The sequence below is a fragment of the Cryobacterium suzukii genome, from assembly GCF_004403185.1.
Taxonomy (GTDB): Bacteria; Actinomycetota; Actinomycetes; order Actinomycetales; family Microbacteriaceae; genus Cryobacterium; species Cryobacterium suzukii.
The window spans coordinates 21,549-37,990 of the sequence record NZ_SOHJ01000008.1 but is presented as its reverse complement, the minus strand read 5'-3'; the positions used below and the strand labels follow the sequence as shown (position 1 = coordinate 37,990).

Genomic DNA, 16,442 nt, shown 5'->3' with positions numbered 1-16,442 from the left:
AAGGGGGATACATGTCGCTTGGTGGCCTATTAGGTGAAGAGACCGGTGCAGCACCACAACAGGTGCGCACAGAGCCGATTCAGCAGCGCAGTGCTGCACGTCTGTCCGGTTTGCTCGATGCGGCCGCCGCCGTTGTGGACGAGGTCGGTTTCGACCGCATCACGACCGCGATGGTCGCAGAACGCGCCGGTGCATCCATCGGTACCGTGTATCGCTACTACCCCGACAGGGTGGCTGTTCTGCACGCACTGCACGAGCGTGCCGTGGTGCGTTTTCGGCAGCGTGTCGTCGACGAACTCAGTGCCAGCACCCTCACCTCCTGGTGGGACGCCGTGGACTGTGTTGTCACCGCCTTTGTCGGCCTTTATCGTACGGAGCCCGGCTTTCGCATTGTGAACTTCGACGACCGCGACGGTGCTCCCGTCGCCGACGTCGTTGCGGATGCCGACTTCTTCGCCCGCCGCCTCGCCGATGTTCTCGTGAACGAGTTCGATCTGCCAGCCGGCGACGATTTGATCTTTCGACTCGGAGTCGCCGTCGAAATGGCAGACGCGCTGCTCGCCCGCGCCTTCCACACCGATCCGATCGGTGACGAGCGCTTCATCGCCGAGTGCCGCCTGGTCATGCGCGACTACCTCGACCGCTTCTATAGCCCGCAGGCGCTGAATCTTCTCGCCACTGCGTCGTAATACCCGCTGAAAGCCGGGCACCCCACTGGGGGTGCCCGGCTTTTTTGTACCGCGGGGCCGCGCCTGTTCGCTTATAGATAAATCTTTGTTCGCGATGTGTTTTGCCTGTCGCCCGAAATAGTGATTGGGTTAGCATCTGGTTGTATTGACCCGAAAAAACGAGGAGCGAGCCACCAGGATGATTGAATTCCACTCGGTGACCAAACGGTTCCCCGACGGCACCCTCGCCGTCGAAGACTTCAGCCTTGTGCTGCCTTCCCGCAAGACGACCGTCTTCGTCGGCTCATCGGGCTGTGGCAAAACCACACTGCTGCGCATGATCAACCGCATGATCGATCCCACGAGTGGGTCTATCGCGATCGACGGAGTCGATATCGCAAGCGGGTCGGCCGTTGCATTGCGGCGCAGTATCGGATACGTCATGCAGAATTCCGGACTTCTTCCGCACCGTCGCGTTATCGACAACGTTGCCACCGTCCCTCTCCTCAAGGGCGTCAAGAAAGCGGATGCCCACGCGCAAGCCATGGAATTGCTGGACACGGTAGGTCTCGATCGGGTACTCGCCTACCGGTATCCCAGCCAGTTGTCTGGCGGGCAACAGCAGCGTGTCGGCGTCGCCCGCGGCCTGGCGGTGAACCCGAACATTCTTCTTATGGATGAACCGTTCGGTGCGGTCGATCCGATCGTGCGCGACGACCTTCAGCAGGAATTGCTTCGCCTGCAACACGACCTGGACAAGACTGTCGTTTTCGTGACGCATGATATCGACGAGGCGTTCCTGCTTGGCGATCAGGTCGTGATCCTGGAGAAGGGCGCACAGATTGCTCAGGTCGGAACCCCGAAAGAGATTTTGGCCAACCCGGCAAGCGACTTTGTCGCCTCTTTCATCGGAGCAGACCGCGGAAAGCGACGCTTGGCCGTTGATTCGAGCGTCGCTCGTTCCGGCGACGATGTCGTTCTCGTCGATGGTGCCGGCTACGTCGCCGGTGTAATCGAGGCACCGGGGGGCGTTCTGCCCGGCGCGGGTGCCGGAGTGAACACGGATTCCCTGGCTCGCAGCGTGTCGAACAAGACGGATCAGGCGGGCGATGCCTGATGGTCTGGCTGTGGGACAACCTCGATCTGGTACTCAGGCTGACAGCTGATCATGTCCGTCTGAGCATCATCCCGATCGTGGTTGGTTTCATCGTCTGTATCCCGTTTGGCTGGCTCGCGAACCGGTACACGGTTGCGCGCACCATTCTGCTGACCCTGGGCGGAGTCCTCTTCAGTATTCCGTCGCTGGCCCTGTTCGTGACCCTCCCAGCTCTTCTTGGCACTCGCATTCTCGACGAGGCCAACGTCGTTGTAGCGCTCTGCGTCTACGCGATTGCGGTGATGGTACGCGGGGCAGCGGATGCGTTCTCCTCGGTGTCGAGGGACGTCATCTCCTCGTCCACCGCCGTCGGGTTTTCGGCGGTGTCACGGTTCTGGACCGTCGAATTCCCCCTCGCTGGGCCCGTATTGCTGGCAAGTCTCCGTGTTGTCTCGGTCAGCACGGTCAGCCTGCTCAGCGTCGGATCTCTGATCGGCGTCCAGAGCCTGGGTTATCTATTTATCAACGGCTACCAACGTGACTTTCCTGGGGAAATCCTGATCGGAATCGCATTCACCGTTATTGTCGCCGTGGTCTTTGACACAATTCTGGTGCTCGTGGGCCGTCTGCTCATGCCCTGGACGCGCGCGACACCACGCCGCCGCTCCGTGACGTCGGCCTCGGCGGCGGTGACCGCATGAACCTATTTCTGGACGCCCTTAATTTCTTGTTTGATCCGGCCAACCTGGCCGGTTCCAATGGAATCCTGTCCCGCCTCGTCGACCACCTCTGGTACACCGGCCTGAGCATGGCCGTCGCCGTCGTCATCGGCATCCCGCTTGGGCTGCTGGTCGGACACACCGGGCGCGGGCGCAACGCGGTCGTCGCTGTCAGTAGCGCGGCTCGCGCACTTCCGACGCTCGGGCTGATCTTCCTCATTATTCTCTACACCGGTCTCGGGGTCGGTCCGCTCATCGTCGTGCTCGTCATTCTCGCCGTTCCGCCGCTTCTAGCCGGTGCCTACTCGGGCCTCGAAGCCGTTAATCGCCAGACCATCGACGCTGCTCGGGCGATCGGTATGACGGAGTGGCAGATTCTGCTCAAGGTCGAGATGCCCCTGGCGATGCCGCTCATATTCGGCGGCATTCGCTCAGCGACTCTTCAGGTGATCGCGACCGCCACAATCGCCGGCTACGTCGGCCTGACTGGCCTCGGCCGTTTCCTCATCGAGGGTCTCGCGCTGCGCGATTACAAGCTCGCCCTCGCCGGTGCAATACTCGTCATTGCCTTGGCGCTTTGCGTCGATGCGATTCTCGCGCTGGCCCAACGACTCGTCGTTCCGCACGGGGTTGCCCGCGGACTGACGCGACACACCGATGAATCCGCCGCGCCAACACCAAGGCAGCACGGGCGCGTCTCACCAGCACCATCCAACCCTTAAGGATATGTCGCATGTTCACACAGCACCGAACATTCACCCCGCGTCGTGGTCGCCTCGTTCTGGGCGCAGCGTTAGCACTGTCCGTCACGGCAGCCCTCGCCGGATGCAGTTCCAGTGACCCTCTCGACCCCGGTTCAGCAGCCCCTGCCGATCCAACGACGATCACAATTGGGTCGCAAGGGTTTGCGGAGAGTGAAATCCTCGCGCAGATCTATGGCCAGGTTCTCGCGGCCAACGGCTATACGGTCGACTACAACCCGGGAATCGGTTCGCGAGAAGCGTTTGTCCCCGGTCTGAAAGACGGCTCCATCGACATGATCCCGGAGTACTCGGGTAACCTACTCCAGTTCCTCGACCCGTCGGCAAGCGCATCCTCGTCGGAAGACATCGAAGCAGCCTTACCAGCGGCCCTCGAACCGGAAGGTCTCACGGTGCTCGACGCAGCACCGGCCGAAGACGCTGACTCGCTCGTCGTAACGCCCGAATTCGCCGCGGCCAACAACCTCGTGACCATCGCTGACCTGGCTCCCATCGCGTCAACGATTACCCTCGGGGCTAACACCGAGTTCCAAACGCGTCCGTACGGCCAGAGCGGCCTCGAGTCTGTATACGGCGTGACCGGCTATACCTTCAAGGCGATCGACGATTTCGGTGGGCCGGGTACCCTGAGCGACCTCCTGGCCGGGAATATCCAGGTAGCCGACATTTATACGACGACCCCATCGATCAAGCAGAACAACCTCGTCATCCTCGAAGACCCGGAAAATCTCATTGCAGCCCAAAACGTGGTGCCGCTGCTGAATACCTCGGTCTATTCAGATGAGCTGGCCGCGCTGCTGAACCCCGTGTCGGCCAAATTGACGACGGAAGGGGTGCTCGACCTGAACGAAAAGAGCAACTCCGATGCAAAGCCCTCGCCCGAGAAGCTCGCCACCGAGTGGCTCACCACCAACGGTTTTCTGTAGTGAGGCGCTGCTCTAGGCAGCGAACAGAATGAGCGCCGGCCCGGCCAGGAGCACCGCCGACACGGCGAGTGTTCCGGCCGTCGCCACGTAGCCGAGCGGCACGATCGGGTTCACCAGCCGCGACACTCGCGGCGCGACCTGGTCGGACGGATGCTCGGGATCTGCAGCGTGTGCTCTTCCAGAGCGCGAAGCGGATGCGACGGCTCGCGCCGCCGCATCCGCTTCGCGCTTTAACGGGGGAGAAGACCCGACGAGTGCGAATGCTACGAGGGCGATAGCGCGTGCCAGTGTGTAGTCATCCACGACTCGGCGGGCGTGATCGTCGGCGAGCATTTCGACCAGCAGAGCGACGGCGTTTTCGGCGCGGTTGGCGATGGGAAACCACGGCAGTGCGCTGTGCCAGCTCTTGAACGCGAGCAACACCAGGTGGTGCTGCTGCACGAGGTGCGCCTGCTCGTGGGCGATCACGGCGCGTACCTGGTCGGCATCCAGCAGTCGGAGCAGTCCGTTCGAGAGTACCGTCGCCGAGTGCCCGACTCGCGGCAGGCAGTAGGCGACCGGGGCGGGATGGTCAATGACCCGCATTCCCGGCTGACCGCGCAGGGGATCGCTGAGCAGGGTGATGAGGGCGTGGTGACGCCGGCGCTGCCGCTCGGCCCGCACGAAGGTGGCGAGCAAATTCAGCAGGAGGTGCGTGCCGAGCAGAACGGCCGCGCCGAGCGCGAGCACGTGGGTGAAGGTCGTGCCGGTGGGAAGGGTGCCTGCTCGCAGATCGCCGCCCAGGGCGGCGATGCTCTGCGGCAGTGCGTCGCCGAAGGGAACGAGGCCATAGACGAGCAGCGATCCAATCATGGACATGCCGCCGGACAGCGCAATGGCTTGCCAGAGTACGAGTGCCACGGCTGGAGAACGCGCCGGCCAGGCAGAGCGGGCGAGCACGAGCGGCACCGGCCAGGCGAGCAGCACGGCGATGGCGCCGAGCAGGGCGGCGGCGGTGATCACGTGAATCGGCGAGTTGGCTGGTAGGTCAGGCGGTGTGTGTGGGCGCGACGCCGAGTAGTTGCCGCAGGGTCTCGGCCTCCTGCGGGGTGACATCGCCGATGAACCGGGCCAGCGCCGCCTGGCGGTCGGGCACCTGGCCGAGCACCTCGTGCATCAGACCCGCCGTGTGTGCGGCGCGAGTCATGACCGCCGTGTAGGCGTGCGGGCGAACTCCGCGGTCACGAGCGACGAAGCCCTTTGTTTCGAGCCGGGACAGTACGGTCAAAACGGTCGTCGTTGCCAGCTGCTTCGTGGGGGTACTCGACAAATTTGGATGAGTCAGAGACTCCTTGAGTTCATTGGCTGTCAGCGGGGTCGAAGAATCCCACAGGACATCCATCATCAGCCTCTCGAGTACACCCAGCGATCCCATGTTCTTTATAATACGCCGCAAAACGGAGACTTCTACGAATCGTAGAAAAACCGATTTCTACACAGGGTAGAAGTGTAATCTTCTACACGGCGTAGAAAAGTGCGTGCTGGGAACAAAAATGCTGGAGGGCATATGAACGACTGGTTGGATCCGTTACTCCTCGCCCGGTGGCAGTTCGGTCTCACCACCATGTACCACTTTCTTTTCGTCCCACTCACGATCGGTATGGCGCTTACTGTCGCGATCTTCCAGTCGGCGTGGGTGCGCACGGATAAGGCGAAATATCTGCAGCTGACGCACTTCTTCGGCAAGATCTTTCTCATCAACGTCGCCATGGGCGTAGTGACCGGAATCGTTCAGGAATTTCAGTTCGGCATGAACTGGTCGGACTACTCACGTTTCGTCGGTGACGTCTTTGGCGCACCGCTCGCCTTTGAGGGCATCGTCGCGTTCTTTCTCGAAGCGACGTTCATCGGACTGTGGATCTTTGGCTGGGACAAGCTGCCCAAAAAGATTCACCTGGCCACGATCTGGATGACCGTGGCCGGCTCGATCACCTCGGCCTATTTCATTCTTGCCGCGAACGCGTTCATGCAAAACCCGATCGCGTACACAATCAACGAGGAGAAGGGGCGTGCCGAACTTACGAGCATCTGGGAACTGCTCACGAACCCCATTGCCGTCGCCGCGTTCCCGCATACGATCTTCGCCTGCTTCATGGTGTCTGGCGGACTGATCATCTCGGTGGCCGCCTGGCACCTGTATCGCAACCAGCACCTCGACACGATGCGACCCGCACTCAAGTTCGGTCTCTGGATGATGGTCATCGCCGGAGTGCTCACCACCCTCGCGGGTGACCAGCTGGGCTTGGTGATGGTCGACGCCCAGCCGATGAAAATGGCGGCGGCCGAGGCGCTTTATCACACGGCGACGGGCGCCAATGCAAGTTTCTCCGTCTTCACTCTCGGCACACCGGACGGCGTACACGAGCTGTTCTCCGTGCGTGTTCCGTACCTGCTCTCCTTTCTGTCGACCCACACCCTTGACGGCACCGTCGAGGGCATCAACAACCTGCAGGCGCAGTACGTCACTCTCTACGGCCCCGGCGACTACACGCCGACGATCTGGATCACCTACTGGGCATTCCGCTGGATGATCGGTCTCGGCCTCGCGCACATGCTCGTCGCCGTCGTCGGCCTATGGCTGACCCGTGGGGGGCAGAGCCCAAAGCGCACCTGGGTGTGGAAGGTGGCCATCTGGAGCTTCCCGATGTCGTTGCTGGCGATGAGCGTCGGCTGGGTCTTCACGGAAATGGGCCGTCAGCCCTGGCTCGTGTTCGGACTCATGCGCACGGCGGACGGTGTCTCGCCCGGCGTGACCGGTGTGGAGATCCTGATCTCACTGATCGTCTTTACCGTGCTCTACGGAATCCTCGCAGTGGTCGAGTTCAAGCTCATCCTGAAGGCCGTGCAGAACGGCCCGGACGATGCGCCGGTTCAGGACGCCGAATCCGGCGACCGCAAGCACACTGTCACGGTCTACTAGAACGGGTAGCGGAAATACACAATGGATCTTTCAATACTCTGGTTCTGGATCATCGCTTTCATGTTCATCGGCTACTTCGTGCTCGATGGCTTCGACTTCGGAGTTGGCATGTCGCTGCCGTTTCTCGGCCGCGACGACACCGATCGCCGCGTTCTCATTAACACCATCGGACCGGTCTGGGACCTCAACGAAACCTGGGTCATTGTGGCCGGGGCTTCGCTGTTCGCGGCGTTCCCGGAGTGGTACGCAACCATGTTCAGCGGCTTCTACCTGCCGCTGCTGCTGATTCTGGTGGCGCTGATCCTGCGTGGTGTGTCGTTTGAGTATCGCCACCAGCGTCCCGAATCATCCTGGAAGAAATGGTTCGACGGCCTGATCATCGTCGGTTCGGCCGTTCCGGCACTGCTCTGGGGCGTGGCCTTCGCCAACGTCGTGCGCGGCGTGAAGCTCGACGCCAACCACGACTACATCGGTACCCTCTTCGACCTGCTGAACCCCTATGCCCTGCTTGGCGGCATCACGACGCTGCTGCTGTTCTTCGTGCACGGGGTGGTGTTCGTGTCGCTCAAGACCGAGGGGGACATCCGGGTGCGGGCCCGCAAACTGGCGACGAAGGCGCAAATCGTGACGATCGTTGCCGCGGCCACCTTCCTGGCCTGGACGACCTTGGCGTACGGCACCGTGGCATCCGCTATTTTTGCAGCTCTGGCTGCTGCCCTGCTGATCGCATCGTTCCTGGCCAACCTGCGCGGGGCCGAACGGCTCGCGTTCGGCCTGATGGCCGGCACGATCGGTCTCGTCGTGCTGACCCTGTTCTCGTCATTGTTTCCCGACGTCATGCCGGCCAGTAACGACCCGGCCAACAGCCTGACGATCGCGAACGCCTCCTCGTCGACGTACACGCTCGGGGTGATTAGCTGGACTGCCCTGATCAGTATGCCCGTCATTCTGCTCTATCAGGGCTGGACCTACTGGGTGTTCCGCAAGCGGATCGGCCGGGCCCACATTGACCTCGCCGTTCACTAAGGCAGTGCGTCCCCTGGATCCTCGCCTCCTTCGCTACGCCCATGCAGCGCGTCGGTTTCTCCTGGTCGGCGCGCTGCTGGGCCTGGCGCAAACGCTCGTCGTCATCGCGTTCGCCTGGTTGCTGACCCGGGCGATCACGCTCACCGTTGCGGGAGAGCCGCTGCGCACAATCATGCCGACCCTGGCCGCCCTCGCCGGCGTTGTCGTGCTGCGCTCGGCGCTCATCTGGCTGCTCGAAGTCGCGGCCAACCGTGGCGCCGCCCAGGTGAAGAGCCAGCTGCGCGCCAAAGTCATGGCCAAGCTCGCCGAGCGCGGCCCCGACTGGGTCGCATCCCGGCAGAGTGCGCGACTCTCGACCGTCGTGACGACCGGGCTGGACGCGCTCGACAACTACTTCGCCCGGTACCTGCCACAGCTGTTGCTGACCATGATCGCCACACCCATCCTGATCGCGGTCATCCTCTCGCAGGACCTCATCAGCGGGCTCATCGTCATCGTCGTGATTCCGCTGATTCCCATTTTCATGATTCTCATCGGCCGGGTCACCCAATCGGTGCAGCAGGAGCAGTGGCAGGCCTTGCAGCGTCTGTCGACCGGGTTTCTCGGCGTGGTCGGGGGCCTCGGAACCCTCAAGATTTACGGCCGGGAACGACGCCAGTTCGACCGAATCAGGTCGATCACCGAGGAATACCGCACCCGCACCATGACGGTGCTGCGTGTCTCGTTCCTCAGCGGGTTCGTGCTCGAACTCGCCGCCAGCCTCTCAGTCGCGCTCATCGCCGTGTCTATCGGCCTGCGGCTGATCGACGGTGCCCTGCTGCTCGGCGTCGGCTTGTTCGTTCTGCTGCTCGCCCCGGAGGCTTTTCTCCCGGTGCGTCAGGTCGGCGCGCAATTCCATGCCGCATCCGATGGGCTCGCCGCCGCCGAAGAATTGTTCGCCATCCTCGACGACGAGACCACCCCGGCAATCTCGCGAGCGGATGGCGCCGCCCAGGCAGTGCAATTCGGCTCGGGAGCCCTGCTGCTGGACGGAGTCTCCGTTCGGCGCGGCGAAACTCTCGTGATCGATCACGTGCACGCGGAATTTCCTCCCGGACAGCTCAGCGTTCTGCGCGGAGTGAGCGGGGTCGGCAAGTCGACCCTGGTCGCAGCCCTGCTCGGTTTCGTACCCTTTACCGGTACCCTCACCCTCGATGGTGTGACCGTGCCGGCCGGCGCGACGCGCGGCTGGCTGGCCTGGGCCGGCCAGCGCCCCGGCTTATTCCGGGGGACGGTGGCCGAAAATGTGGCGCTCGGGGCGGCATCCGCTGATCACACCGGCCTCGACCAGAGGCTGGTCTTAAAGTCACTGGGCTGGGCCGGTGCCGCCGAGGTATCACCGGCTACGGTTCTCGGGGTGAACGGTGAAGGTCTCTCGGGTGGTCAGGCGCAACGCGTCGCCGCAGCCAGGGCCATCTACCGCGCCATTTCGACCGATTGCCACGTGCTGATTCTGGACGAACCGAGTTCGGCGCTCGACTCCGCCGCCGAGGCCGGTCTGCTCGTCGGGCTTCGACGCCTGGCCGACCAGGGGCGCATTGTGATCGTCGTCAGCCACCGCCCGGCTGTCGTGGCGGCCGCCGACAACGTGATCGAACTGCAGGAGCTGGCTCATGTCTGAGGCCACGCTCCCCATTCCTATCGGCGACGTATTGCGCCTCGCGCAGCCTCGCCCGCGCTGGTTCGTTCCCGGGCTGCTGGCCGGAATCGGTAGCGCCGTCATGGCGGTAGCACTCCTGGCCTGCTCGGCCTGGCTGATTACCGTCGCGGCCGAAATGCCGTCCCTCGCGGTTCTGGGCATGGCCGTCGTCGGGGTTCGCGCCTTCGCCATCTTTCGCTCCGTGTTTCGCTATCTGGAACGGCTCTCCAGCCATGATGCCGCGTTCCGGCAGCTCGCCGAGCTGCGCCTCGGCGTGTTTCGACGCATCGTGCCAATCGCCCCGGCCGGGCTCGCGAGCACCGGCCGCGGTGACCTGCTCACCCGTCTCGTGCGGGATGTCGACGATCTTCAGGACCTGCCGTTGCGCGTTGTGCAACCGCTGATCGTGGCGGGAACAACCGCCCTGCTCAGCGTGGTCGCCATCTGGCTGATCGTGCCGGCTGCCGGACTCACGCTGCTCGTCTGCCTGCTGCTGGCCGGAATACTCGGAACGTTCTTCTCCGGCACACTCGCCGCACGTGCCGATCGTGAACTCTCACCACTGCGCGGCGCCCTCGCCGATGAAGTGCTCGAAATCGTCGAGAACCTCGACGTCCTCACCGCCTTCGACGCTCTAGGCCCGCGTCTCGAACAGCTCGCGCGTACCGACGCGCGCCTCCGAAAGGCCACTCTGCGCCGATCGGTCGGGATCGGCGTTCAGTCGGCGGTGGTATCGCTGTTCGCCGGCGCGGCAACGCTCGGAGCTCTGTATTTTGGTGTCCCCGCCCTCGATAGCGGCGGTGGTGTGCTCAGCCCCGTGCTGCTCGGCCCGACCGTCATCGTCGCCGTGCTCGTACCGATGGCCGTGTTCGAGGTCTTCGGCATGATTCCCCTCGCAGGCTCGGCCTGGCGGCAGGTGCGAGTGAGCGCTACCCGGGTCGCCGGCGTTGTTCCGGCGACGGTACCGGGGGAGATTCCCGTCGACGTGGTCGACCCGCAGACCTTATTTACCCCCGACCTGACCCGCGGTCCGGTTGTACTGGAACTGACCAACCTCGGTGCGTGCTGGCCAGGGCAGCACGAACCCGGCGTGGCCGGCGTGACCCTGCGGCTGGCACCGGGCGACCGCGTACACCTGGCCGGGCCGAGCGGCGCCGGCAAGACCACCCTCGCCCAAACCCTCGTGCGCTTTCTCGACTACACCGGTTCGTATCGATTGAACGGGGTTGAGACGCGGTTGCTCGCCCAGCGCGAGGTGAGACGTGTGGTCGGACTGTGTGAGCAGCGCCCGTGGTTGTTTGACGACAGCATCCGCCAGAATTTGCTGTTCGCCCGCGATACCGCCACCGATGCCGAGCTCGACGCCGTGCTGGCCCGAGTCGGACTGGCGGAGTGGTCCCGCGCACGCGGCGGCCTCGACGCCCGCGTGGGCGAGCGTGGTTTGCTGGTCTCCGGCGGTCAGGCGCAGCGGATCGCCCTGGCGCGGGCCCTGCTCGCCGACTTTCCGGTGCTGATCGTTGACGAGCCGACCGCCAATGTCGACAGCGTCGGGGCGGATGCCCTCGTGCGCGACATCCTGACGGCCGCGGCCGATGCGCACCGAGCAGTGCTGCTCATCTCGCATACCCCGGTGCCCGACGAACTCCTGACCGCCAGGGTAACGCTTCCGGCCCGTGCCGGAACGCACACCTGAGGTCAGTCCATGTGGCGCAGTTCGCGGCGATGCAGCCACTTCTTGATCAGGAAGACCGCGAGCACGAATAGGGCGATCACGCCGACAAAGAGGTAGCCGGCGAAGTGCAAGCGCCCACTCAACTCGCGGTAACCTTCCGCCGCAGCCGAGCCGACGCTCACGTAGGCGAGGGACCAGATGACGCAGGCGGGAACGGTCCAGGCCATGAAGGTGCCATACCGCATACGGCTCATTCCCACGGTGAGCGGGATCAGCGAGTGCAATACCGGCAGAAACCGAGAGATGAAAACCGCCAACCCTCCGCGCCGCTCGAGGTAATTCTCCGCGCGAGCCCAATTGTGCTCGCCGATGCGCCGGCCCAGCCTGCTGCTCCTAATGAACGGTCCGAAATGGTGCCCGAGGGCAAAACCGATGCTCTCCCCGGCCAGGGCTCCAACGATCACGGCCAGAACCAGGGTGACGAATTGCACCGGGCTGGCTACCGCAGTGCTCGCAACGATCACAATGGTGTCGCCGGGTGCGATCAGCCCCACCAGCACCGAGGTCTCCAACAGCATGCCCACACCGGCCAGAAGCGTTCGAATGACCGGGTCGACGCCGGAGACGGTGTCGAGGATCCACGTGAGGATGTCATTCATTGTGCCCAGCCTACGTGCCGCGCGCGATTCAACAAGGTCGTCCCGGCCGGCACCGCACCGAAAAGCTAGGCTGTTGTGGTGACCGGCACCGTGCAGAGCAAGCTCCTGGCCGACTGGTTCGACCCGGCCGCAGTTTTTACGACGCTTTATGGTACCGACCGGTATTCTTTCTGGCTCGATGCCGGCCCTGGCGCGCGCACCGGCATCAGCTACCTCGGAGCGGCGTCGCCCCGATCCCGCTTCGTCACGGCCTCGGTAATGGAGGGAACGGTCACCAGCACATACGTTTATCCACAGGATGCTCCGCCTCCGCTCAGCACGCACGAGACCGTCTTCGAGTTTCTGCGTCGAGACCTTACCCGCGAGAGTCCAGCGGCAAGCGCTGCTTCAAACCTGGACGGGTTTGAACTCGGTTGGGTCGGCTGGCTTGGCTACGAACTGGGTGCGAACACCGTTGGTACGCCCACGCACCAGTCACGGTACCCCGATGCCGCCCTGCTCGAAATAGACCGCATGATCCGGTTCGACCACGGTGACCGTACGGTGACGCTGGTGGCACGCACGAGCGCATCCGAGATAGAAGCGTCCGTCGCCGACTGGTTCGATCAGGTCATTGCGGCCCTAACGGCAACCAAGACGGTGAACCAGCTAACACCCGCGCCGACCCGCACTGCCTCGCCGTGGGCATCCGCTGCCGCGCACTGGCGTCACAACCCCACCGACTATTCCGCCCTGATTGAGACCTGCCTGGCTGTCATCGGCGACGGCGACGCTTACCAATTGTGTCTGACCAATGAGATTCAGGTGCCGGGCGAGTGGCACCCGGTCGAGACCTACGGCCGGCTGCGAACCGGCAGTCCGAGCCACCACGGCGGTTTGCTGCGCTTCGGTGACGTGGCGCTGCTGAGCGCGAGCCCGGAGCAGTTTCTGCACGTGAGCCGGGATCGACGCATCCGTACCAAACCGATCAAGGGCACCCGCCCACGCTCGAATGAGGCGGCCGAAGACGAACGGCTGAAAGTCGAACTTACGCGAAGCGACAAGGAGCGCGCCGAGAACCTTATGATCGTCGATCTCATGCGCAACGACCTCGGTCGCATCGCCGAGCTCGGCACCGTCGCTGTCTCGAGCCTGCTCGCCGTGGAGAGTTACCCGCACGTACACCAGCTGGTTAGTACCATCGAAGCGCAACTGGCAAGTGGCGTCACCGTCGTCGACGCCATCGAAGCGTGTTTTCCGGCCGGTTCCATGACGGGTGCCCCGAAGCAGAGCGCGATGGCCATTCTGGACTCGCTCGAGCGGGGTCCGCGTGGTATTTATTCTGGAGCGTTCGGCTACATCGGGGCGGATGGCGTTGCCGACCTGGCCATCGTCATCCGCAGCATCGTGCTCGATTGCGCGGGAGCCACTATCGGCACGGGTGGCGGAATCACCGCACTCTCGATCGCCGCCGAAGAGATCGAAGAGACCCGAATCAAGGCGGCCGCGCTGCTGGCGAGCCTCGGCATCGCCGCGCCCTAGTAATCTAGAACGCGTACACGTGCGCTTCGTCGCGCGTGCGCCCGAGCGTTTGCTCCCGCATCGATCATGTATATCCCCTGCAATGAATGAGAGTCACGTGGAACACGAGCACGAAAGCGTACGCATTGACGCGCGCGACGAGAGCGACGAAGAAGTCTATGATTTCGCCGCGATCCAGGCGAAGTGGCAACCCATCTGGGAGGAGCTCGCTCCGTTCAAGACGAGCGCCGAGGGTGACACCCGACCCCGCAAGTACGTGCTCGACATGTTCCCCTATCCCTCCGGCGACCTGCACATGGGCCATGCCGAGGTGTACGCGCTCGGCGATGTCGTCGCCCGCTACTGGCGCCACCAGGGCTTCAACGTGCTGCACCCGATCGGCTGGGACTCCTTCGGGCTGCCAGCCGAAAACGCCGCCATCAAGCGGGGCATCGACCCGCGCGGCTGGACCTACGACAACATCGCCCAGCAGAAGAAGAGCATGAAGCTCTACGCGACCAGCTTTGACTGGGACCGCGAACTGCACACGAGCGACCCCGAATATTACAAATGGACCCAGTGGCTGTTTCTGCAGCTGTACAAGAAGGGGCTCGCCTACCGTAAGGACAGCTGGGTCAACTGGGACCCGATCGACCAGACCGTGCTCGCCAACGAGCAGGTACTGGCCGACGGCACAAGCGACCGCAGCGGCGCTGTCGTCGTGAAGAAGAAGCTCACCCAGTGGTACTTCAAGATCACCGACTACGCCGACCGTCTGCTGGATGACTTGAACCAGCTTGAGGGCACCTGGCCGGCCAAGGTGCTCAACATGCAGCGCAACTGGATCGGGCGCTCCATCGGAGCGGATGTCGACTTCCAGGTCGAGGGTCGCACGGAGCGCGTAACCGTGTTCACGACCCGTCCCGACACTCTGTTCGGCGCGACCTTCATGGTCGTGGCGCCAGATTCTGACCTCGCAGCCGAACTCGTCGCTGAGGCAACGCCCGAGGTGCAGGAGGCGTTCCAGGAATACCTCGTGCAGGTACAACGCAGCACCGAGATCGAGCGTCAGGCCACCGATCGGCCCAAGACCGGCGTGTTCCTCGGTCGCTACGCGATCAACCCGGTCAACGGCGAACGCCTGCCCATCTGGGCCGCCGACTATGTGCTCGCCGACTACGGCACCGGCGCGATCATGGCCGTGCCGGCCCACGACCAGCGCGACCTCGACTTCGCCCGCGCCTTCGACCTGCCAGTGCGGGTCGTCGTCGATACCAACTCCCCAGCCACCGGCATGATCCCGGTGATCACCCAGGGCATGCTCGACGGTACAGAAGAGCTGCCTGAGCTCGACCCGCTCAGCACCGGCGTCGCGCTGGCTGGCGAGGGCCGCCTGATTAATTCGGGCCCCCTCAATGGCCTGAGCAAGATCACCGCGATCAAGCGCGTCATTGAGCAACTGGCCGCCGACGGACTCGGCCGCTCCGCGAAGAACTATCGCCTGCGCGACTGGCTCGTCTCACGCCAGCGTTACTGGGGTGCTCCAATCCCGATCATCCACGGCGCCGACGGCACCGAGATCCCGGTTCCCGAAGACCAGCTGCCGGTGTTGCTGCCGCCCGCAGAGGGCCTCGATCTGAAGCCGCGGGGAACTTCGCCGCTGGGCGGAGCGACCGACTGGGTCAATGTGCCGAATCCGATTGACGGCACTCCGGCGAGACGCGACGCCGACACTCTCGATACCTTCGTCGACAGCTCCTGGTACTTTCTGCGGTTCTTGAACCCGAGTGATGACACCAAGGCCTTCGACCCGAAGGAGGCCGAGAAGTGGGCGCCAGTCGACCAGTACGTCGGCGGTGTCGAGCACGCCATCCTGCACCTGCTCTACGCGCGCTTCATCACGAAGTTTCTGTTCGACGAAGGCTATGTGAGCTTCACCGAGCCCTTCACCGCGCTGCTCAACCAGGGCATGGTCATTCTCGACGGTGCCAAGATGAGTAAGAGTCGCGGCAACCTCGTCTACTTCACCGAGGAAATCGAACGCCACGGTGTCGATGCCGTACGCCTCACAATGGCCTTCGCTGGCCCGCCCGAAGACGACATTGACTGGGCCGACGTGTCCCCGGTCGGCTCGGCCAAGTTCCTCGCCCGCGCCTGGCGCGTCGCGCGCGACGTAACCAGCGCGCCCGATGTGGAGTGGAAGACCGGCGACGTTACCCTGCGCCGTGTCACCCACCGGTTCCTCGCGGATGCGCCCGGCCTGGTGGAGTCGTTCAAGTTCAATGTCGTCGTGGCACGCCTGATGGAGCTCGTCAACGCCACCCGTAAGGTCATCGACACCGGTGCCGGCCCGGGGGATGCCGCAGTGCGTGAAGCCGCCGAGGCCACCGCCATGGCGCTGAACCTGTTCGCGCCCTACTCCGCCGAAGATATGTGGGAGCACCTCGGCTATGAGCCGTGCATCGCTCTCGTGCCGTGGCGTAAGGCCGAACAGACGCTGCTCGTGCAGGAGTCGGTGACGGCGGTCGTGCAGGTCGACGGGAAAATGCGTACCCTGCTCGAAGTTTCGCCGAAAATCTCCAGCGAAGACCTGGAGAAGATGGCGCGGGACGCCGCTGCGGTCATCCGTTCGATCGGTGATCGCGAGATCATCAAGGTAATTGTTCGCGTGCCCAAGCTCGTTTCGTTCGTCACACGACCGTAACGAAGTGAACGCCCCGATCGATCGTGAGTGATCGGTCGGGGCCTTCTCCACAGCCCTGCTTCCCGCTCGGCTGT

14 protein-coding genes are annotated in these 16,442 nt (G+C 63.6%); 11 read left to right on the top strand and 3 right to left on the bottom strand.

Going from position 1 to position 16,442, the window contains the following annotated elements; genetic code table 11:
* Window positions 1-11 precede the first annotated feature (11 nt).
* The 5 genes from E3T39_RS08105 (at window position 12) to E3T39_RS08085 (ending at window position 4,170) form a co-directional block, all read left to right on the top strand.
* The gene (locus tag E3T39_RS08105; RefSeq protein WP_134514253.1) at window positions 12-689 is read left to right on the top strand and encodes a TetR/AcrR family transcriptional regulator; all 678 of its coding nucleotides are present in this window, start codon (window positions 12-14) and stop codon (window positions 687-689) included.
* A gap of 178 nt (window positions 690-867) precedes the next feature.
* Window positions 868-1,785: an ABC transporter ATP-binding protein gene (locus E3T39_RS08100; RefSeq protein ID WP_134514251.1), complete on the top strand. Its 918-nt coding sequence runs from the start codon at window positions 868-870 to the stop codon at window positions 1,783-1,785.
* The gene (locus E3T39_RS08095) at window positions 1,785-2,465 is read left to right on the top strand and encodes an ABC transporter permease (RefSeq protein WP_134514249.1); all 681 of its coding nucleotides are present in this window, start codon (window positions 1,785-1,787) and stop codon (window positions 2,463-2,465) included. Before E3T39_RS08100 ends, E3T39_RS08095 begins: the two co-directional genes overlap by 1 nt.
* A complete protein-coding gene (locus E3T39_RS08090; RefSeq protein ID WP_134514247.1) occupies window positions 2,462-3,205 on the top strand; it encodes an ABC transporter permease in 744 nt (247 codons plus the stop codon). The genes E3T39_RS08095 and E3T39_RS08090 overlap by 4 nt, the downstream gene beginning before the upstream one ends.
* A gap of 11 nt (window positions 3,206-3,216) precedes the next feature.
* Window positions 3,217-4,170 (top strand): ABC transporter substrate-binding protein, encoded by a 954-nt coding sequence (locus E3T39_RS08085; protein WP_134514245.1) that lies wholly within the window; start codon window positions 3,217-3,219, stop codon window positions 4,168-4,170.
* Window positions 4,171-4,182: 12 nt separating this feature from the next.
* Here E3T39_RS08085 and E3T39_RS08080 read toward each other — a convergent pair whose 3' ends face one another.
* Window positions 4,183-5,172, bottom strand: coding sequence for a M56 family metallopeptidase (locus tag E3T39_RS08080; RefSeq protein ID WP_241979596.1), 990 nt, complete (start codon window positions 5,170-5,172; stop codon window positions 4,183-4,185).
* Window positions 5,173-5,197: 25 nt separating this feature from the next.
* On the bottom strand, window positions 5,198-5,584 hold the full coding sequence (locus E3T39_RS08075; protein WP_134514241.1) for a BlaI/MecI/CopY family transcriptional regulator: 387 nt from the start codon (window positions 5,582-5,584) through the stop codon (window positions 5,198-5,200).
* A 132-nt stretch (window positions 5,585-5,716) separates the two neighbouring features.
* Between E3T39_RS08075 and E3T39_RS08070 the strand changes: the two genes are divergently transcribed.
* Genes E3T39_RS08070 through cydC form a run of 4 tightly spaced genes read left to right on the top strand, consistent with a single transcriptional unit; the run spans window position 5,717 to window position 11,526 of the window.
* Window positions 5,717-7,129 carry a cytochrome ubiquinol oxidase subunit I gene (locus tag E3T39_RS08070; protein WP_134514239.1) on the top strand — a complete coding sequence of 471 codons (1,413 nt, stop codon included), beginning with the start codon at window positions 5,717-5,719 and terminating at the stop codon, window positions 7,127-7,129.
* Window positions 7,130-7,150: 21 nt separating this feature from the next.
* Window positions 7,151-8,155: a cytochrome d ubiquinol oxidase subunit II gene (gene cydB / locus E3T39_RS08065; protein WP_134514237.1), complete on the top strand. Its 1,005-nt coding sequence runs from the start codon at window positions 7,151-7,153 to the stop codon at window positions 8,153-8,155.
* A 4-nt stretch (window positions 8,156-8,159) separates the two neighbouring features.
* Complete coding sequence (cydD, locus tag E3T39_RS08060; RefSeq protein ID WP_134514235.1) at window positions 8,160-9,815, top strand: thiol reductant ABC exporter subunit CydD; 1,656 nt, start codon at window positions 8,160-8,162, stop codon at window positions 9,813-9,815.
* A complete protein-coding gene (gene cydC, locus E3T39_RS08055) occupies window positions 9,808-11,526 on the top strand; it encodes a thiol reductant ABC exporter subunit CydC (RefSeq protein WP_134514233.1) in 1,719 nt (572 codons plus the stop codon). The genes cydD and cydC overlap by 8 nt, the downstream gene beginning before the upstream one ends.
* A gap of 2 nt (window positions 11,527-11,528) precedes the next feature.
* On the opposite strand, the gene E3T39_RS08050 is transcribed toward cydC, so the two are convergent.
* Entirely contained in the window at window positions 11,529-12,164 is a 636-nt protein-coding gene (locus E3T39_RS08050) for a DedA family protein (RefSeq protein WP_134514231.1), read from the bottom strand.
* A 78-nt stretch (window positions 12,165-12,242) separates the two neighbouring features.
* Here E3T39_RS08050 and E3T39_RS08045 point away from each other — a divergent pair, with 78 nt between their 5' ends.
* A complete protein-coding gene (locus E3T39_RS08045; RefSeq protein ID WP_134514229.1) occupies window positions 12,243-13,685 on the top strand; it encodes an anthranilate synthase component I family protein in 1,443 nt (480 codons plus the stop codon).
* 82 nt (window positions 13,686-13,767) lie between these two features.
* A complete protein-coding gene (gene leuS / locus E3T39_RS08040) occupies window positions 13,768-16,368 on the top strand; it encodes a leucine--tRNA ligase (RefSeq protein WP_134514227.1) in 2,601 nt (866 codons plus the stop codon).
* Window positions 16,369-16,442: the final 74 nt, after the last annotated feature.